The sequence below is a fragment of the Bacillus sp. FSL E2-0195 genome (assembly GCF_038003645.1).
Classification (GTDB): domain Bacteria; phylum Bacillota; class Bacilli; order Bacillales; family Bacillaceae_G; genus Bacillus_A; species Bacillus_A mycoides.
The window spans coordinates 3,902,415-3,921,333 of the sequence record NZ_JBBOPN010000001.1; the positions used below are offsets into that span (position 1 = coordinate 3,902,415).

At 33.7% G+C, this 18,919-nt stretch carries 18 protein-coding genes and 1 riboswitch; of the genes, 9 read left to right on the forward strand and 9 right to left on the reverse strand.

The genetic code is table 11. From position 1 onward, the window contains the following. Positions 1-12: 12 nt before the first annotated feature. Positions 13-777 (reverse strand): 2,4-dienoyl-CoA reductase, encoded by a 765-nt coding sequence (fadH, locus tag MHH59_RS19975; protein WP_002128892.1) that lies wholly within the window; start codon positions 775-777, stop codon positions 13-15. A 195-nt stretch (positions 778-972) separates the two neighbouring features. Here fadH and MHH59_RS19980 point away from each other — a divergent pair, with 195 nt between their 5' ends. Together MHH59_RS19980 and MHH59_RS19985 are read left to right on the forward strand one after the other, a co-directional pair. Beyond that, positions 973-1,830 (forward strand): metallophosphoesterase, encoded by an 858-nt coding sequence (locus tag MHH59_RS19980; protein ID WP_002014831.1) that lies wholly within the window; start codon positions 973-975, stop codon positions 1,828-1,830. A gap of 97 nt (positions 1,831-1,927) precedes the next feature. Then, positions 1,928-2,164 (forward strand): hypothetical protein, encoded by a 237-nt coding sequence (locus tag MHH59_RS19985; RefSeq protein WP_002014830.1) that lies wholly within the window; start codon positions 1,928-1,930, stop codon positions 2,162-2,164. 166 nt (positions 2,165-2,330) lie between these two features. Here MHH59_RS19985 and MHH59_RS19990 read toward each other — a convergent pair whose 3' ends face one another. Both MHH59_RS19990 and MHH59_RS19995 read right to left on the reverse strand, forming a co-directional pair. After that, entirely contained in the window at positions 2,331-4,439 is a 2,109-nt protein-coding gene (locus MHH59_RS19990; RefSeq protein ID WP_002014829.1) for a polyphosphate kinase, read from the reverse strand. A 108-nt stretch (positions 4,440-4,547) separates the two neighbouring features. Further along, the gene (locus tag MHH59_RS19995) at positions 4,548-6,122 is read right to left on the reverse strand and encodes a Ppx/GppA family phosphatase (RefSeq protein WP_328016827.1); all 1,575 of its coding nucleotides are present in this window, start codon (positions 6,120-6,122) and stop codon (positions 4,548-4,550) included. Between the two features lie 141 nt (positions 6,123-6,263). On the opposite strand from MHH59_RS19995, the gene MHH59_RS20000 reads away from it, so the two are divergent. Beyond that, positions 6,264-6,722, forward strand: a complete 459-nt coding sequence (locus MHH59_RS20000) for a YkyB family protein (RefSeq protein ID WP_002014827.1) — start codon at positions 6,264-6,266, stop codon at positions 6,720-6,722. A 32-nt stretch (positions 6,723-6,754) separates the two neighbouring features. On the opposite strand, the gene MHH59_RS20005 is transcribed toward MHH59_RS20000, so the two are convergent. After that, complete coding sequence (locus tag MHH59_RS20005) at positions 6,755-7,417, reverse strand: YkyA family protein (RefSeq protein WP_002014826.1); 663 nt, start codon at positions 7,415-7,417, stop codon at positions 6,755-6,757. 550 nt (positions 7,418-7,967) lie between these two features. Further along, positions 7,968-8,621 carry a diguanylate cyclase domain-containing protein gene (locus MHH59_RS20010; RefSeq protein ID WP_002033822.1) on the reverse strand — a complete coding sequence of 218 codons (654 nt, stop codon included), beginning with the start codon at positions 8,619-8,621 and terminating at the stop codon, positions 7,968-7,970. Positions 8,622-8,783: 162 nt separating this feature from the next. Here MHH59_RS20010 and MHH59_RS20015 point away from each other — a divergent pair, with 162 nt between their 5' ends. Further along, positions 8,784-9,017, forward strand: a complete 234-nt coding sequence (locus MHH59_RS20015; protein ID WP_002014824.1) for a phage holin — start codon at positions 8,784-8,786, stop codon at positions 9,015-9,017. Between the two features lie 31 nt (positions 9,018-9,048). Here the strand turns inward: MHH59_RS20015 and MHH59_RS20020 are convergent, their stop codons facing one another. After that, the gene (locus MHH59_RS20020; protein WP_078177792.1) at positions 9,049-9,549 is read right to left on the reverse strand and encodes a hypothetical protein; all 501 of its coding nucleotides are present in this window, start codon (positions 9,547-9,549) and stop codon (positions 9,049-9,051) included. Positions 9,550-10,101: 552 nt separating this feature from the next. On the opposite strand from MHH59_RS20020, the gene MHH59_RS20025 reads away from it, so the two are divergent. The 3 genes from MHH59_RS20025 (at position 10,102) to metE (ending at position 15,122) form a co-directional block, all read left to right on the forward strand. Then, positions 10,102-11,643 carry an MDR family MFS transporter gene (locus tag MHH59_RS20025; protein ID WP_340852178.1) on the forward strand — a complete coding sequence of 514 codons (1,542 nt, stop codon included), beginning with the start codon at positions 10,102-10,104 and terminating at the stop codon, positions 11,641-11,643. A 91-nt stretch (positions 11,644-11,734) separates the two neighbouring features. Next, a complete protein-coding gene (locus MHH59_RS20030; RefSeq protein WP_002128898.1) occupies positions 11,735-12,292 on the forward strand; it encodes a PadR family transcriptional regulator in 558 nt (185 codons plus the stop codon). Between the two features lie 223 nt (positions 12,293-12,515). After that, a riboswitch (cobalamin riboswitch) is annotated at positions 12,516-12,703 on the forward strand. 130 nt (positions 12,704-12,833) lie between these two features. Continuing rightward, positions 12,834-15,122, forward strand: a complete 2,289-nt coding sequence (metE, locus tag MHH59_RS20035; RefSeq protein ID WP_078177791.1) for a 5-methyltetrahydropteroyltriglutamate--homocysteine S-methyltransferase — start codon at positions 12,834-12,836, stop codon at positions 15,120-15,122. Between the two features lie 40 nt (positions 15,123-15,162). Here metE and comJ read toward each other — a convergent pair whose 3' ends face one another. Beyond that, on the reverse strand, positions 15,163-15,552 hold the full coding sequence (gene comJ / locus MHH59_RS20040) for a competence protein ComJ (protein WP_078177790.1): 390 nt from the start codon (positions 15,550-15,552) through the stop codon (positions 15,163-15,165). A gap of 38 nt (positions 15,553-15,590) precedes the next feature. Beyond that, positions 15,591-16,025 (reverse strand): DNA-entry nuclease, encoded by a 435-nt coding sequence (gene nucA / locus MHH59_RS20045; protein WP_002014817.1) that lies wholly within the window; start codon positions 16,023-16,025, stop codon positions 15,591-15,593. A 236-nt stretch (positions 16,026-16,261) separates the two neighbouring features. On the opposite strand from nucA, the gene MHH59_RS20050 reads away from it, so the two are divergent. Continuing rightward, positions 16,262-17,005 carry a DUF3967 domain-containing protein gene (locus MHH59_RS20050; RefSeq protein ID WP_002014816.1) on the forward strand — a complete coding sequence of 248 codons (744 nt, stop codon included), beginning with the start codon at positions 16,262-16,264 and terminating at the stop codon, positions 17,003-17,005. A gap of 59 nt (positions 17,006-17,064) precedes the next feature. Here MHH59_RS20050 and MHH59_RS20055 read toward each other — a convergent pair whose 3' ends face one another. Next, positions 17,065-18,339: a sensor histidine kinase gene (locus MHH59_RS20055; protein ID WP_002014814.1), complete on the reverse strand. Its 1,275-nt coding sequence runs from the start codon at positions 18,337-18,339 to the stop codon at positions 17,065-17,067. 309 nt (positions 18,340-18,648) lie between these two features. On the opposite strand from MHH59_RS20055, the gene MHH59_RS20060 reads away from it, so the two are divergent. Further along, positions 18,649-18,849 (forward strand): hypothetical protein, encoded by a 201-nt coding sequence (locus MHH59_RS20060; protein ID WP_000929276.1) that lies wholly within the window; start codon positions 18,649-18,651, stop codon positions 18,847-18,849. The last annotated feature ends 70 nt before the right edge of the window (positions 18,850-18,919 follow it).

Consider the following 18,919-nt stretch of genomic DNA (forward strand, 5'->3'; position numbering starts at 1 on the left):
TTTTCTTTCCTTTTAAAATGGATATTGATGCAAATGCTGGCCACCATCCATTGTCATACAAGTTCCATTTATGTATGCAGCTTCATCTGAACATAAATAATAAGCTAGACCCGCAATTTCTTCTGGTGTACCCATTCTACCAAGTGGAACACTTTGCAATGTACGCTTAGCCATTTCTTCTGAAATCCATAATTTATCGGCACCACCTGTACGCTCAATTGGTCCTGGTGCGATAGCGTTAACTCGTATTCCATATTTACGTCCCCACTCAACAGCAAGAGTTTTTGTCATCGCTAGTACACCAGCTTTAGCTGCTGCCGAATGGATAACCCCTGGGCCTGCATCCCATGCATATGTTGCCACCATGTTAATAATATTTCCTTTTATACCTTTTTCAATCCAATATTTCCCAATAGCCTGACTGCAATAAAATGTACCATTTAATACAATATTAATTACCGAATTCCAGCCATTCACAGATAAGTCCTCTGCTGGACAAATAAAGTTTCCAGCTGCATTATTTATTAAAATATCAATTCGTCCAAACTTCTCATCAATATGTTCAATCATTTTTTGAATATCATCAGTATTTCGTACATCCATTTGTACAGATAATACTTGCCCTGGAAACTGTTCAATTTCTAACTTTGCTTCTTCTAGCTTTTCTTTTGTACGCCCTGTAATAACAACACGTGCCCCTTCTTTCGCAAAACGTATCGCCATCCCTTTTCCCATTCCACTTGATCCACCTGTTATAATAACTACCTTCTCTTTCACATACATCCCCTCCAAAAAATGAATACATATTCATTTTATCACTTTATTTGATAGAAATCTTTATATTTTTCAATTTTTCTGATATTTTAACGTAAAGAGGTTTCTTTTCGTTCATTTTTTTCGTAATCTATACTACTTTTTTAGTATTTAAAATATATTTTTAAAAAACTGAAGGGAGGTTCGAGTAACCTGTATATGAAGAAAATTACAAGAAGAAATTTTTTAAAATCTGGAATACGCACTTGTCTATATTCATTTATAACCGCAAGCATCGGCTATTATTATGCTAAATATATAGAGCCCTATTTGCTTTCTTTTACGCAACACACACTTAAATCACCGCTCATACCAAAAGGTTTTCATGGTATGAAGATCCTTCAATTTAGCGATTTACATCTAGGATACTATTTCTCTCTCCAACATTTATCTCAAATCGTTTCCAAGATTAATGCTGAAAAGCCAGATATTGTCCTTTTTACTGGTGACCTCATTGATGATTACCAAACATATACCGAGGCTTCTTTTGTTGCATCCATTTTAAAGAATATACAGGCACCCTTCGGTAAATTTTCTATTTATGGTAACCACGACCATGGCGGATATGGAACTGAATACTATGATCACATCATGCGCGAATCTGGATTTGAACTTTTGCAAAATAGCGAAAAGCGAATTCGTTTACTGGATAATAGTGAAATTTCTATTTTCGGACTCGATGATATGCTACTGGGTAAACCAAAAATAGCGGAAACTTTACAACATGCAAAACAAAATATTTATACAATTGTTCTCGTTCACGAACCAGATATCGCGCCACAAATCGCTACATATCCAATCAATCTTCAACTTTCTGGTCATAGCCATGGCGGACAAGTACAAATTCCTTTTTTAGGTGCTATTATTACCCCGTCGCTTGCAAAAGAATATATTGAAGGTTTCTATAACATTCAAGGTTTGACTCTCTATGTCAATCGAGGTATTGGAAGAACACGTGTCCCATTCCGCTTTATGTCAAAACCTGAAATTACACTCTTCATCCTACAACATTCGTAACAATTCGCCTATTTCCTTACATATCCTTCCTTGTACGCGCTCATCCACGCTTGGTCCACCATATGATAAAAATGAGTCCAGTAAAGGAGGTTTGTTCATGTATCCATATTATCAACCGATCCCAGTTCGTTCAGCACCTTTTGGCCCAGCAGGCGACTCACGCTTCTTTCCATTTTTCGGTGTTCCATTTCTAGCTGGAATTGCTGGAGGATTGCTCGGTGGAGCATTAGCTTTCGGGCCTAGACCGTTTTATCCGCCTTATCCACCGCCTTTCCCACCACCAGCACCTTTTCCTTGTTACGGAGGGCCTTGTCAACAACCATACTATTATTAATTTAAACCAACCATTCTTCTAATGTTTTTCTCTCAACGAACCAACTCATCACACGCCTATAATAAAAACTATTCTCTCTACTCATCCTTCCATTTTGAGAATATATGAGTAGAGAAAAAAAGTAAAAACCTCTTAAATTCAATAAGAGGTTTTTACTTTTTTCACACTATTCAGCGTCTGTATTTTGATACGCCATCTTAAATAAATTCACTTGGCTATCAATTTCTTCTATACTACTATTAATTATATAATAATAGTCACCATCTTTATTTTGTTCACGTGTTTTCACATTATCAGCTAAAACCAGCTGTAAAATTGCCTTTATTCTCGCTTTCATTTCAATATCTAAAATTGGGAAGGATATTTCTACTCGTTTTTCCATATTTCGCGTCATCAAATCAGCTGAAGATAAATATATTTTTTCATCTCCATTATGATGGAAATAATAAATACGACTATGTTCTAAATATCTTCCAACAACACTAACTACACGAATATTTTCACTTACATTCGGAATCCCAGGTCTTAAACAACATGTCCCTCTAACGATGAGCTCTACCCTTACCCCAGCTTGTGATGCTTCATACATTTTTTTTATTAATGGTTTATCTGTTAACGAATTCATTTTAGCGATAATATATCCATTTCCATATTGTCTATGATAACGGATTTCCTCATCTATTAACTCCATAAACTGCTCTCTTATATCAAACGGGGCAACAGATAAATGATGAAAATGCGGTTTTTTTGTATAACCACTCAAATAATTAAAGAAATTTGTTGCATCTACACCAAAGTCTTTTCGCGATGTAATATATCCAAAATCGGTATACAACTTCGCTGTTGCATCATTATAATTTCCGGTTCCAAGATGTACAAACCTTTCAATTTTTCCGTTTCTTCTTCTTACAACTAACGTAATTTTACTATGCGTTTTCAAGTGACTTACTCCGTAAATAACGTGACATCCGGCCTGTTCCAATTCTTTAGCCCAATGAACATTATTCTCTTCATCAAACCTTGCCTTTAACTCAACCAATACCGTCACTTGTTTTCCTTTTTCAGCTGCTACCTTCAGCGCCTGAATTATTGGAGAATCTCCACTTACACGATATAATGTTTGTTTGATCGCAAGTACATTCGAGTCATCTGCCGCATCACGGACAAAATCAACGACTGGCTGAAACGACTCAAAGGGATGGTGTAATAAAATATCATGTTCTATCGCTTTTTCAAATACATCTTCCTCATCACCTAAATCTTGAGGAGGTTGAGGAATAAGAGCCGGATATACTAGATGTTCATATAAAGGCGCTAATTTTTTATATAAGGAGAATAAACATGTTAAATCTAACGGTCCATCCATCATGTACACATCTTCATCTTTTACTTCTAACACATCATACAATAACGCTAACACTCTTTCATCAATGTGTTCTTTACCAACTTCTAAACGAACGGCAGCTCCCCACTTACGCTTTTTCAATTCTTTTTCAATTACTTTTAATAAATCGCGTGCACCTTCTTCATGGATCGTTAAATCCGCATTACGTGTAATACGGAAACGAGTAACAGGTGATACGTTATATCCTGTGAATAGTTTATGAGTAAAACCACTAATTACATCTTCTAATAAAATAAATTTATGTTTTTGCCCTTCACTCGGTAAAAATATGAAACGCTCCAGTAATGAAGGCACTTGTACAATTCCTAACTTCGTACGATTTTCTTCCTCAGCCTGTTGCTCATCATATAAAATAGTAGCTAAATTCAAACTTTTATTTAATAACATTGGAAATGGACGATACGCATCAATAGATACAGGGGTTAAAACCGGAAATATTTGTTCATCAAAATACTCCTCGATAAATTCCCTTTGCTCTTTCGTCAAATCATGGAATGTTAAACGCTCAATCCCCTCTAGTTCAAGCGCTGGCAATACATAATTTTTAAACGTTTCATACTGCACAGTCATTAACTCATGCGATTTTATCGCAATCTTATTTAACTGTTTCTTTGGTGTTAAACCTGCTTTATTTTCTGGCTGATTAAATCCCGCACTTACTTGATCTTTCAAACCTGCTACGCGCACCATAAAAAATTCATCTAAATTCGAACTAAAAATACTAATAAACTTTAGTCTTTCTAATAGTGGATTATTTTCATCTTGCGCTTCTTGTAATACACGTTCATTAAATGCTAGCCAGCTTAATTCACGATTATTATAATACGCTGTATCATTTAAATTTACTAAATTCCCCTTTAGCAATTCCATTCTCTTCACACTTCCCTTTGAAACTTTTTCACTATAATTTAGTTACTTTCATTTTATCAAATTACAATATTCCAAAGTGTTAATTTTCTGTAAAGACATCCGTACAACTTAACGTTTTGATTCGAATGATAAGTGAATATTTGTTTTCAATACTCTTTCTAGCTGCTTTTTTTGTTTTTCAGCTTGTACTTTTTCTGCTAATGCCGATTGCTCACATAAAATTCTAAACGTTAATCCTTCTTTATTTTCTGTTATGGATATCGTATCAACAAGCGATCTTTGTCTTACATTTAAAGCAGCTGAAAATTGTAAAACAGCGCCTAATAGGCGGATTTTTTTTTGTTCGCTTTTATCAAACCAACCTTCAAATGGAGATAAATGTTGTTTAAATAGCATTTTTGATTTATAAGATGCAATAAGTGCTAACCTCACTCGATCTTTATGCATCATGCCGTCAATTGTTTTATTTGCCAATAAATAAAACGTGTGTAAACGACTCGCTTCTTCGTCTATATATTTTCCAATATTAAATACTTTCGCTGCTTGATGGAATGCTTCCCAGTCTTTTATTGAAACAGAAATCAGTCCCATTTCTTCGAGTTGTTTACAAATCAATCTTCCATGTTTAATAAGTTGAATGACAAATTCCATATCCATTTCATATTCGTGTGATAACAAATGTAAGCTTTCTTCAACTACATTCGGATAATATGAAATCCCTAAATCTTTCGTCAACTCTTCATAGAAAACACCTTCTCTTAATCCTTTTTTGCTTAATACAAATGCCGTTGCTTCTGTAATATTTACAAGTTTATGAAATACTTCAACCGCTGGAATAATTGTATCAGCTCGATCTTTTGCCAATCCTTCCATTTTCTGAAGTTCGATAAACGATTGTTTTTCCAATGCACCTTTTACATTTTCAATATCTTCTTCTTTCATTTTGTATAAATGTACTCCCGCTATAGGATAGTTTGTTAAATTTTGGTGGATTTTCGCTAAGTTTCTCGCACTACCACCAATTGCAATAAGAGGCAATTTCTTATCAATTAACCATGGTAACGTTCGAAATTGACACTCTAAATACTCTCGAATTTCCTCTAATTCATCTTTAGTAGGAATATCACCTTTAATAAATAGATGTTTTAAAGAAAGCGCACCAAAAGGAAAACTATGGTACTCTAAAATCTCTCTATTTTTAATATATGTAACTTCCGTACTTCCGCCACCAATATCTACTGTTATTCCTTCCGAAAACGAAGTAGAATTCATAACTGCTAAATAGCCGTAACGTGCTTCCTCATATTCTGATAATACTCTAAGAGTAAAGTCTGTTTGTCCTTCAACAAGTTTTTTAATCTCCTCTTGATTCTCAGCCTGTCTAATTGTTGCCGTTGCAACACAAAGTACATGATGCAACTGATGGAATATTGTACTTTCTTGAAATTGAAATAATGTTTGTAACAATACTTCTTTACCTTCTTCATTCAAAACACCATCGATTAAATAATTTCTTAACCGAGCAACCACTTTCGTATTTTCAATTTCTTTATAAAAACCTCCATTTTGCTTTTCATAAATAACTAAACGCATTGTATTAGATCCAATATCTATAATGGCATATTGTAATTTTAATATTTCTTTCAAACTTCTCACTCTTTCATTATCAAATTTCTGAAACATATTCTATCACTATTATACAAAATAGTTGTTTTTTGTAACAATATTGCTTTAATATTGAAAATATATACAATTACTTTTTGCATATAATAAAAACCCATTTTATTTATGCTATAATAAGGAAAAATTGAAAGGAGAGTCAATATGAAACCTTCACAACCACAATCTCCATTGCATAATCAACATTCTATTAATAGACTAGCTCAATCTATTTTCGTTGTGAATCGTCATGCTAAAGCTGCAACTAACCCTAAGTACTTATATTGGTTAAAAAAGACTGCTTTAGAACGCTTAATTACTGAAAAAAAGGCTATCAAAGAAGGATTACATTTTTCTAGAAATCCACGTTTTAGTCAACAACAATCCGATGTTCTTATACGTTTAGGTGATTATTTTTTCCATATCCCTCCTACGAAAGATGATTTTCGCACCCTACCGCATCTTGGTCACCTTGAATCCTCCTATCGAAATCCGAAAACAACCTTATCTTTAACAATAGCAAAAAAAACACTTCAAGATTATATTGGTCCTGAAGCATTAAAACAGGAAAAAAAATTAAGCGAACCAGTTCCATGGTATAGCCGTACCTATACAAAAAAATAAAACAGTTTGGCCTAATATTAGGCCAAACTGTTTTATTTTTTATCTTCCTTAATTTTAATATTAGCTTGTTTATAGAATGCAACTTTTTCTGTATTATATGATTTCGTATATTCATTAAACTTATCTTTTTCTGTCTCAATATCTTTATATGCTTGGTTTACTACCTTTACTTTCTCGCTAATATCTTTTAATTTTGTACCTTTATCTTGTAGCATTGTATATAATTCTTTTTCTTGCTTTAAAGATTTATTATAGCTATCGTACATCTTTTGGAATGAATCATGTCGTTTCTCATAAGTACTCTTTACTTTATCAGCCTGTTCTTTTAATTTATTATCTTCAATTTTCTTCACATGCTTATCAGCTGACTTCACTTCTTCTTGCGCTTTATTTAACGCCTCTTTTTCTTTAATAAGAACTTTTTCTCGTTCAGCTGTATTTTTCACCGCTTGATCAAGCTTATCCTTAACAGCCTGATTATTATCTTTTCCTTCTTGGACAATTTGATTATATAATACTTGCCCCTCTTTCTCTAATGACTCTAATTTTTTCGCATCTTCAAACATTGTTTTTTCTTGCTTGGCAGCATTTTCAAATGCAACATATAGCTCCTCTTCTGGTTTTGGGCCAAAACAACCAGCTAGTAAAGTCATTGATAATGCAGTTACAATTGCTAATTTATTATATTTCAACATCTTTTCCCCCTATTAATAAACGACCATCGTGCCAAAAATCCCATGAAAAACATGTAACTTCGTTAGCTATTTCACGCTCGCATCTTTTTACGAAGATCATCAATAATTATTTATACTGCTTGTACAATTTTCGTACTTAAAATTATGTAATGTCTTAAAACATAAAGGTATTTTCCTTAATCTTACCTACTGCAAGAAACACTATAATGTTTCACCTGATAAAAGATGATCGTTGACCTCTCACGTCTATCATTCCCTTTCTCACTTTCTATCAAATAACCTCTTTGTCCATTTTACATAGTGCAAAGGGGACCTCGCAACTCTTACAAAGATTCTTTTAATTTCTTAAAAAGGAAAAGTGTAGAGCATGTTTTCCTCTACACTTTTAAAATGAAAACATTGTGCAAAATGCATTGACACATCCACACACAATTATATGCTGATTTCATATATTTTTAAAGACTTTTGTTACAAAAAAAAGTTTTCTTGTAACAAAAGACAAAAAAATGTTACAAAAAATCTTTATTTCATACTTCTTTAAATCAAAGTTTCATTCATGACTTTGCAAGTTTCTATAATTATACAATTGATTTTGTGCCTTTCTAAACAAATCTTCAAAAGTTTTCCCTTCTATAGGATAACTTGCAGCCCCAAATAATAGTGTGACACTTAATAAATCATTCGCTATTTCATTTTGAATATTTTTGATTAATCTACTTGTTATTGTTGACTTTTCATAGCCATTATCAACAGCTACGATAACATATTTATTTTCATCCCACCTCGTAACTACATCGCCTTTTCGAACTGTCTTTACAATTGTACGTTCTACTCTTTGGACTAGCTCATCTAACTTTTTTTCTTGCACTGTGTCTTTTAATACATCCCATTCTTTTACGGAAAGAATATACACTGTAATATTACGAGAATCTCTTTCTGATAAAGCAGCTACTTTTCCAAAAAAATCAACGACAAAATCGTTATTCGTCATTCCTCCTACTTCAATATTTACACGCGTATTCGTTCTTTTATCGTACCAATGTCCAAAATAATAGCTTAGTATCATTTGCAATATATAAATAATAAAGACGGTTAAAAATGATCTCGAATCTAGCTTAGCAATTACATCCTGAAGTGCAATCCATTCTGTAACCGCAACTGTGTTCCCAAGTAATAACCCACTAATTTTCCCTTTATGTTTCATACTCTCCCCCTTTTATACCAATATATGTTTCTATAACAATAATGTTTTTCTATAAAATAAAAAATGTACATATTTAATGTACATTTCTACTTAAGCTTGTATACCTTTTCTATTTTATTTCATATATATACTATATATCGTTTTTAGGAAGGAGTGACCTATATGCCTCAAAAAGAAAATCTATTAGATATTATGCGCTTACTAGCTGGCTTTTTGTTATCATTAAAATTACTATTTAACTCTTTCGGAATAAACTTCATTACAAACGATCAAATTGACGCTATAGTAAATGTTATTTCATTTCTATTCATTCTATATTTTGGATACAAAAATAACTATATTGGAAAAAAGGGAGTGGAACAAAAGAAATTACTCAAGAAGCACAATCTTCATTAAAGAAGGAACCTTTCGCACAGGTTCCTTCTTATCATTTTCTGACAACCACTTCATTTGTTTGTAGCGGTCCATATGATACACCTTTATATTGAAATGTATATGTAGCCTGAAATAATGCATTGGGAGGAGCTTTATCTTTATTTGCTTTTATTTGACAAATTAATTCTACCTTTTCATTCGGTGATAAATTATCGATTCGCCACCTTACAAGCTGAAATAAAAACTCACTTATTCCCTTATCTGCTTTTAAAGAGTTTGGGATATACGCGAAATAATCACGAATCATATGACTTACAACTACTCGCGAAATCATTTCAACGCCTTTATTTTCAACTTCAAGTCGAATAATTAGTATGTCATTAACATCATAGATCATCTCATACGAAAATTTTTCTTTATACATACTACGGATTTGCAATGTGACTGCTACATCGGATGCTTCCGTGTCCTTTTTAGAACCATCAATCCACAAAACCGGCTGTAACGGTATAGAATACCTTCCTTGATCCGAAATTCGTTTCCATATTTTCATAATATATTCACCTCATTCCAGATATATCATCTATACAACTGTATTCTGCCTCTCGATGCAATGAACTACACTTAGAAAAAATATTTAGCTTGTTACAAATCATATTAAATTTTTCTTTTCCTTTTATCCTATTCGACAATATAAAGAAAAAACCATTTTTAATAGGTTGACACAGGTTATACTTTATTAAATATTTTTTTACAATTTCCTTCCTTGACTACATAACAAAATAAATTCTTACTCTCTTTTGGTCAATATAATAAAGTGAAACTTTAATCAGTGGGGGTTTTGTCCATCCCCCACTGATTATTAGCTTTTACCAATCGGGCTTTAACGGGCAGTTAAAGCGGGATAAAATAATTTGGCGGTAGAAAACATTTGCCTTTTAGTCAAATTTGACTATAATATAATTTATGATTTCCATCCTTTATATCATGTCAGTGCAATTTTTTATAAAATGAAGAGGAACTATACAAACTGTACATAAAGTTTTTTTATGCATTGCACTAAAAAACTTAAGTTAGTTTAATTTTTATTAAAGGAGGGCTACTTTTGGAAGCACAACTATCAAAAAACGATTCAAGTAAAACAAAATTTGTTGTTGCTGGTTTACTACTTGGTATTCTAATGGCAGCAATGGATAACACAATCGTCGCAACTGCGATGGCAACGATTGTCGGAGACTTAGGAGGGTTCGACAAATTCGTTTGGGTCACATCCGCCTACATGGTAGCAACAATGGCCGGAATGCCTATTTTCGGTAAGCTGTCTGATATGTACGGACGGAAACGCTTTTTTATTGGCGGATTAATTCTCTTCTTATTTGGTTCTGCACTTTGCGGGACAGCATCAAGTATTGAACAACTAAGTATTTATAGAGCCATTCAAGGAATTGGTGGCGGCGCTCTTATGCCTATCGCATTTACAATTATGTATGATATATTCCCGCCTGAAAAACGAGGAAAAATGACCGGACTATTTGGTGCTGTTTTCGGAACATCTAGTGTTTTCGGACCTTTATTAGGTGCTTACATTACAGATTATATAAGTTGGCACTGGGTCTTCTATATTAATATTCCGTTAGGACTTATTTCCTTCTTCTTCATTACTAAATACTATAGCGAGTCTCTAGAATATCGAAAACAAAAAATTGACTGGGCTGGTGCTATTACGCTTGTCATTAGTATCGTTTGCTTAATGTTTGCTTTAGAACTTGGTGGTAAAGAATATGCATGGGACTCTAATGTGATTATTGGTTTATTTTCAACTGTTGTTATTCTGCTTATTATTTTCTTCTTCGTAGAAAGAAACGCAACCGAGCCTATTATTTCTTTCCATTTATTTAAAAAACCTTTATTTGCAGCTAGCCAAGGTGTTGCCTTTTTCTATGGCGCAGCTTTTATCATCTGTACAGTTTATATTCCAATCTTCGTTCAAGGTGTTCTCGGTGGTTCAGCCTCAAATGCTGGGTTAATTTTGACACCTATGATGGTAGGATCTGTAATCGGAAGTCAAACTGGTGGACAATTAGCTTCACGAACAAGTTATCGTAACATCATGACAGTATCTGGAGTTTTCTTCGTTCTTGGTATTTATTTACTAAGTACTTTAACTATGGAAACACCTCGTACACTCGTAACAATGTTTATGGTGCTTGCTGGACTTGGAGTTGGATTCTCCTTCTCAGTTTTAAGTATGGCATCTATCCACAAATTAGAAATGAGAGATCGCGGTTCTGCTACATCCACGAACTCATTCTTCCGTTCACTTGGAATGACCCTTGGCGTCACGATTTTCGGTACGATTCAAAATCATGTTTTCACTGATAAATTAAAAGCAGTCTTCCCTCCTGAACTAGAAAAAATGGCTCCTAAAGGTGGAGACACAAGCTTTTTATTATCACCAAATGCTACTGAAAAGCTACCTCCTGAAGTAATGAGCGGAATTAAAGAGGCTCTTGCAACATCTATTGCTAATACATTTTTCTGGGCACTTATCCCAGCTACGCTAAGTATAATTTGTATTTTACTTATGGGAAATGAACGTCTTTTAACAGGACCAAAAACAAAGCAAAAACAAAAACAAGTAAGCTAATATAGAAAAACGAAACGGTATATCCCTTTATGAAAGAGGATATACCGTTTATAATATATATAAAGTTTCTATATACAGGAGTTGAGACAGCATGAGCATGAAGTTAGTCATTCTCGGCTTGTTACTCGAAGGAGATAAACATCCCTATGAAGTGCAGCACATAATGAAAGAAAGACAAATGGATTGTTATATTAAATATGCCAAGGGATCGCTATACTACGCCTTCGAGCAATTAGAAAAACAAGGTGCGATTAGCATTACCAATATTGTTAGAGATACGAATAGACCAGATAAAACAATCTTCCATATAACAGAGGAAGGAAAAGCCCTTTTCCACACCTTATTATTAAAACAATTTGAAGCGAAAAACCAAATATATAAACCTATTTATTCAGCGCTCTCTTTCGCTCACTTTAGCGACGAACAAGCTCTAGTTCCTATTTTGAAAAAAAAGAGAGATGATACAATGCTCTATTTACATACAATGCAAACGATATACGATCATAATAAACAACTAGTTCCTCGTGCTCAACTATATATTTTACAAAGCGTCATTGAGCATATTAATGTTGAATTACGTTGGCTAAACACGCTCTTACAAGATGCAACTGCAGGTCGTCTTTCAGAAATAGGTGTAGATAATGATTAAGTTTTTCTAAAAGAGGTGCCTCCTCTTCTAGAAAAACTTAACACTATAATTATTCCTCGCAACTCAAAACACCCTCATTTTAATAATAAATAAACATTGAAAAAACTTAATTTTCCGAATAAAAAGAAATAAAAAACTTTAGAATTTTCTTATTTTAAAACAGTGGACAAAATTCCGAAAATTGTGTTAGAATTTGTTTCAATATCATATCGCTTGTTAAATTCCTTTCAAAAGGAAAATAGGTACACGAATATTTCACTTCGTGTTTAAAAGGGAAGTTTGGTGAAACTCCAACACGGTCCCGCCACTGTAAATGCTGAGATTTCTTTTTTGTGCCACTGTGAAAACGGGAAGGTGAAAGAAATTATATGAAGCATAAGTCAGGATACCTGCCTATTTTAACAACACTGATAGACTCACGGATGATGATGAGGTGTTAAGAACAAAAAGGAAGGCTTATTTTTCTATGCCTTTATGCTTTTTGTTATAGGTATTTCCGAGTAAACGGAAATGCTTACTTTCAATTAGGGAGGAATTTAAAATGGCAATTCAAACAAGTAACTTAGGTTATCCACGTATCGGACTACAACGAGAGTGGAAAAAAACATTGGAAGCTTTTTGGTCCAATAAAATTGATGAAGAACAATTTTTAACGACAATGAAAGAAATTCGCCTTCAACACGTCAAAGTACAGCAAGAAAAGGGAATTGAATTAATTCCAGTTGGCGATTTTACATATTATGACCACGTTCTGGATACGGCCTACATGTTAGGATTCATCCCGTCACGTTTTTCAGAGTTTACCTCTTACCTTGATGTATATTTTGCAATGGCACGCGGCTCTAAAGATCACGTTGCTTCTGAAATGACAAAATGGTTTAACACAAACTATCATTACATTGTTCCTGAATATGAAGAAGGATTACAAATCTCTTTAAAAGACAATCGTCCTCTTCGTTTATATGAAGAAGCGAAAAAAGAGTTAGGCGTTGATGGAAAACCAGTTATTTTAGGCCCTTATACATTCCTAAAACTAGCAAAAGGTTATAACGAAGAGCAATTTGCCACTATTTTAAAAGAGCTAGTTGCACCTTATGTACAATTACTCTCTGAATTACACGCAGCTGGAGCACAAATTATTCAAGTTGACGAACCAATCTTCGCCTCTTTAACAAAAGATGAAATTAATCAAGCGAAAGAACTTTACGAAGCTATTCATAAAGAGGTTCCAAATGCTAATCTTCTTCTACAAACATATTTTGACAGTGTAGAAGAGAACTATGAAGAAATTATTGCATTCCCTGTTTCTGGTATTGGATTAGACTTTGTTCATGGCAAAGAAGGTAATGTAAATGCTATTTCAAAATACGGATTCCCAGCTGATAAAATTTTAGCTATCGGTTGTATAGATGGCCGTAACATTTGGAGAGCTGATCTTGATGATGTACTTTCTTTATTTACAACATTACAAAATCAAATCACAGCAAAAGGTTTAATTGTTCAACCTTCTTGTAGCTTATTGCATACTCCAATTGATAAAACGGAAGAAACGCACTTAACAAGTGAATTATTTGATGCACTTGCATTTGCTAATCAAAAATTAGAAGAACTAGTCCTTATCCATTCTGCTCTTACTAAAGGTGTAGAAAGCATCAGTAGCGATTTAACAACATATCGTAATGCACATCATGCAATCCGCTCATCAGCTGCACGTAATCGTGAAGATGTAAAAGTGGCACGTACATCACTTAAAGAAGATGATTTCTCACGTCCTCTTCCATTTGAAAAACGATATGAACTACAGCAAGTAGCTTTACAATTACCGTTGTTACCAACAACAACTATTGGTAGCTTCCCGCAAACATCTGAAGTTCGTCAAACACGTAAACAGTGGCGTAACGGCGATATTACAAATGAACAATATAATCAATTCATTGAAAAAGAAACTGCAAAGTGGATTCGTTACCAAGAAGATATTGGTCTTGATGTACTAGTACATGGTGAATTCGAAAGAACTGACATGGTGGAATATTTTGGAGAAAGACTTGCTGGTTTCTCCTTTACTAAAAACGGATGGGTACAATCATACGGTTCTCGTTGCGTAAAACCACCTGTTATTTATGGTGATGTTGCCTTTATAAGTGGAATGACTATTAAAGAAACTGTATATGCACAAAGCTTAACAGAGAAAGTAGTAAAAGGTATGCTAACTGGACCTGTCACTATTTTAAATTGGTCATTCGTTCGAAATGATATTTCAAGAAAAGAAGTTTCATATCAAATTGCATTAGCACTTCGTCATGAAATTGAGTTACTTGAATCTTCCGGAATTAGAGTAATCCAAGTCGATGAACCTGCACTTCGTGAAGGTATGCCGTTAAAAGAAAAAGATTGGGATGCATACATTACATGGGCAGTTCAATCATTCCTTTTAGCAACATCTTCTGTAGAAAATGAAACACAAATTCATACTCATATGTGTTATAGTAACTTCGAAGATATTGTAGATGCAATTCGAGCGTTAGACGCAGATGTTATTTCTATCGAAACATCAAGAAGTCATGGAGAATTTATTAATACATTAAAGCATACAACATATGAAAAAGGAATTGGTCTAGGGGTATATGATATTCATAGCCCACGTGTCCCAAGTAAAGATGAAATGTTCACAATCGTAGAACAATCTTTACAAGTATGTGACCCTAAATATTTCTGGATTAATCCAGACTGTGGTTTAAAAACACGAAGAACTGAGGAAGTTATACCTGCTTTAGAGCACATGGTTCAGGCAGCAAAAGACGCTCGTTCTCTCCTAAAAACAAACGCATAATAAAAAACGTGTTATCCTTCAAAAAGGATAACACGTTTTTTTATTCTACACTCTCAAAATAGAAGTCGTATTGTACTTTATACAATTCATCGTCTGATGGCTCTTCAAGAGGAGTTGCCTGCAAGACTATCATATATTCCCCGTTCGGAATAGGAATATGATATTTATTAGAAAGAATACTTGTTATATATACTTCTTCATTCTTCACTGTGAAAGGAACTGATATCGTTCTAACCACTTCTTCTTTCTCAATATGATTTCCACAAGTAACTTCCACTTCACAAGTATAGTCAGAGATTGCTTCAAAAATAATAGCTCCATCCACCTCAGCATAGCCTCTTTCAAAATCTTCAGGAGCCCAATCTACATAAGGCTGCTGACCATCATAGTTCATTATCATTAATTGCGAATATGAAATTGTTAATTCCATAACTATCCCTCTCTCCACTATGAAATGTATGCCAATTACTATTTCACTTCAAATTTCACACGCGTACCATCTGGATATTTGTCTAGCTTATTCCCTACCCAAGAACCTGCACCGCGGTTATCTGCTGGACTTATATATTCAATATGAGCTCCTTTTCCGCCTTCCTTACACATCGCCATCGGCCATTCATCACGATCATAACCTTTCTTCGTCGGATATGGCGCTAACGATAATTTCCTTCTATCCGCTGCACCATTACGATCAATTGTACACATTTCCGAATGTCCTTCTTTTATAGCATCCGTTATATGTTTCCCGGTCTCTGGATATCGTTCTTTCGGGAACTCTAGAATTTGATCATACGTAGTTGTTTTTTTAGTACTTGTCTCCTCTGGCACAAGTACTTCATATACCGCTACCAAAAGAGAAAGAATTGCAATAATTGAAATGATAATACCTTTAAATTGCTTCATGTGTACCTCCGTGTTCCTACCAATTTCTTTTCCTCAGTTATTATAACAAACTTCTTCTATGTATGTTTTCAGACATTATTTTAGCTCTTCCTCTCCATTCCGCCAAAAACATTCATTTTTCTTCATCTTTTCACTAATGCTGTAGAAAACTAATAACCTTCCGACATTCTTTTTCAAAGGAAGTCCACATAAAAGGTTGAAATGATATATACGATACTTTTTGGGGAGGAACTATCATGGAAGCTATTTATAAAACGAAAGATGTTACAAATAAAACAGGTATCCCAAAACATATAGTCCGAAAATATAGCCAACTCTTAGAGGAACACGGTTATATCATTTCAAAAACAGCTGATGCTCGTATTTATAAATTGGATGATTTAAAACTATTGAAATCTATACATGAAAGAGCTGCTACATTACAAGAGGACATTTCAGAAACAATACCTATTATTTTAAAAGAAAAAGAGGCCCCACCTGTACCTGTTATTCAAGATAAGCAAGAAGTGCAACCAAAAGAAGATGGGCGTAACTTTGAGGAGTTCATGCTAAAACTTGAAATGCTTGCTCAATTAAATGAAGCAATTATTCATCAAAACTCTACTCTCATTACACAAAATCGTTTAAAAGACGAGAAATTAGATGAACTAATGCAACAAGTTTATGTAAAAGAAGGCTCACAAGAAAAAATGTTACAAGATCTAGTTGTTCACGCCGCTCAAACAGATGCACTCCAAAAAGAAAAGATGGACTTATTAATGAATCATATGTATAAGCGAGAATCCAAACAAGAAGAAAAAATGAATAAACTTGTCAATCAAATTTACAATAAAGATAGCAACCGTGATACACAACTTATGCAAGTTATTCGCGAAATTCAAGAAACAAAAAGATTAGTCGCCGCCTCAAAAGAGCAAAGCTTCTTTCAATCATTTAAAAGTTTATTCGTTCGAACAAAACAAGAAAAAATAAATGAATGAAATTTTGTATCTTTTTCTAATGCACGATAAAATAAAAAGTTACCTTCTATCGGTAACTTTTATTCCTTATATCGTACAGCTGGCAATATAATAATAGCTTCAGTTCCTTTTCCGCTTTCACTTTTATATTCCAATGTGCCATTATGCGCTTGTAAAATACTAAATGTTACCATAAGGCCTAATCCTGTTCCTTTTTCTTTTAAAGAATAATACGGTTGTCCAAGCCTTACTAACTGTTCTTTTGTCATTCCAACACCACTATCTTTAACTCTTATTATTATCAATTCATCTTTTTGAATAGCTGTTACTTTTAAATACCCTTTGTTTCCTTGAATTGCTTCAATACCGTTTTTAACAACATTCATAATAGCTTGCTTCAATTTCGTCTTATCGCCGATAGTATAAAGGCTCTCAGAAATCTCAACTTGCAAATAAACGCCCTGCATCGCTGCAAATGATGACATAAGAGTTGTCATTTCAATTAATTGTGCTGATAAACAAATATGTTCTTTTTTTTCAATTTGAGGCCTTGCTAAATTTAAATAATCTGAAATAATCTGTTCAGCACGATCCAGTTCAGCTAATACGAGACGCATATAATCTTTGTTTTTTACGTCTTCCGTACTCTCTAGCAATTGAATAAACCCTCGTACAACAGTGAGAGGGTTTCGAACTTCATGTGCAACACTTGCAGCTAACTCACTTACAATATTAAGTTTTTCTGATTTTTGCATTTCTGTACGCAATAATGCATTTTCGTTTAAATACTCAGTCAAATACACTTGAAATACCATTGTCATAACCATAATAAGTGATGCAAATATATACCCACTATATAGATTAGATATGTACGGTGTAAAACCTGTTTCTAAAAGGACATTCAACATCCCGACTACTAATGAAACAAGAACATAAAATGATGCAATCATAAAAGCTAATATTAGCTTCTTATCTCTTGAAAAAAGAGACCATTTCTTTGACAAAAATAATGGAATTATCGAAAGAAATATAACTTCTACCATAGGCAACCAACTAAGCCCCTTAAAAATCCATTCATATGCAACATAAATAATGGCAGGGATGAGCCCAACAATCCCACCATATAAAAAACCACTAACAATTGGGACTGGATGAAAATTGTATCCGCAAACGGTACCAAAACAAATAGAGTATGTCATGGAGAGAACGAGTGTAACGCTAGATAAAAACATAATAAAGTAGCGATTAGGCTTCGGAAGCATTCCTTGATAACGATTTAAACGAATCGCTTCATATAAAAATAGTGGTAAAATAATGATGGCAATTTGGATCATTAAATCACGAATCAGCTCCATAGCCTCTCATCCCCTATATGTATTTTGATATGATTATATCATTTTATAAGTCTATTTGTTTCAAAATTTTGATTTTTCTTAACATCTTTGTTAATTATTTGTTAACAACTAATAATAAATGTTACAAATTTCCGAAATGATTGTAAACCCTGTACCAAATTTCCTTCGTGCAGTATACAATGAATACGGATTACAAAGAAAATAAAAAACACTTCACTAGACGGACAACTATCGCAAAATACAGCATATAATCCATACTATCTATGTTTACAAATAAGTGATCATTACTTTAGTAGGAGGAAGATAAATATGGCGGGTACTACGCTTGTTTTAAAAGAAGAAAATTTGGTTGTGCTAGAAAACGTTGAAAAATCAGTATACGAAGAATTGCAACATAAAGCAGGGGACGAAGACTGTACATGTGCTGTAAATGAATCCGTTGTCCATCTTGGCAAAGTATCTTCCGTACTTTGGAACGAAGATGAAATAGATTGGGAATACGGTTATTAAAAAGTCGCTTGCAGCGGCTTTTTTTGTGTTTATGCTTAAGTGAAACTTTAATTAACTCACACAGCTTATA

Coding starts and splice junctions, on each gene's coding strand:
- MHH59_RS20050 (WP_002014816.1), top strand. CDS start 16,262: ATGGAAGCTATTTATAAAACGAAAGATGTTACAAATAAAACAGGTATC.
- metE (WP_078177791.1), top strand. CDS start 12,834: ATGGCAATTCAAACAAGTAACTTAGGTTATCCACGTATCGGACTACAA.
- MHH59_RS20020 (WP_078177792.1), bottom strand. CDS start 9,549: ATGAAAATATGGAAACGAATTTCGGATCAAGGAAGGTATTCTATACCG.
- nucA (WP_002014817.1), bottom strand. CDS start 16,025: ATGAAGCAATTTAAAGGTATTATCATTTCAATTATTGCAATTCTTTCT.
- MHH59_RS20010 (WP_002033822.1), bottom strand. CDS start 8,621: ATGAAACATAAAGGGAAAATTAGTGGGTTATTACTTGGGAACACAGTT.
- comJ (WP_078177790.1), bottom strand. CDS start 15,552: ATGGAATTAACAATTTCATATTCGCAATTAATGATAATGAACTATGAT.
- MHH59_RS20060 (WP_000929276.1), top strand. CDS start 18,649: ATGGCGGGTACTACGCTTGTTTTAAAAGAAGAAAATTTGGTTGTGCTA.
- MHH59_RS19980 (WP_002014831.1), top strand. CDS start 973: ATGAAGAAAATTACAAGAAGAAATTTTTTAAAATCTGGAATACGCACT.
- MHH59_RS20055 (WP_002014814.1), bottom strand. CDS start 18,339: ATGGAGCTGATTCGTGATTTAATGATCCAAATTGCCATCATTATTTTA.
- MHH59_RS20030 (WP_002128898.1), top strand. CDS start 11,735: ATGAGCATGAAGTTAGTCATTCTCGGCTTGTTACTCGAAGGAGATAAA.
- MHH59_RS19990 (WP_002014829.1), bottom strand. CDS start 4,439: ATGGAATTGCTAAAGGGGAATTTAGTAAATTTAAATGATACAGCGTAT.
- MHH59_RS19985 (WP_002014830.1), top strand. CDS start 1,928: ATGTATCCATATTATCAACCGATCCCAGTTCGTTCAGCACCTTTTGGC.
- MHH59_RS19995 (WP_328016827.1), bottom strand. CDS start 6,122: ATGTTTCAGAAATTTGATAATGAAAGAGTGAGAAGTTTGAAAGAAATA.
- MHH59_RS20000 (WP_002014827.1), top strand. CDS start 6,264: ATGAAACCTTCACAACCACAATCTCCATTGCATAATCAACATTCTATT.
- MHH59_RS20005 (WP_002014826.1), bottom strand. CDS start 7,417: ATGTTGAAATATAATAAATTAGCAATTGTAACTGCATTATCAATGACT.
- MHH59_RS20015 (WP_002014824.1), top strand. CDS start 8,784: ATGCCTCAAAAAGAAAATCTATTAGATATTATGCGCTTACTAGCTGGC.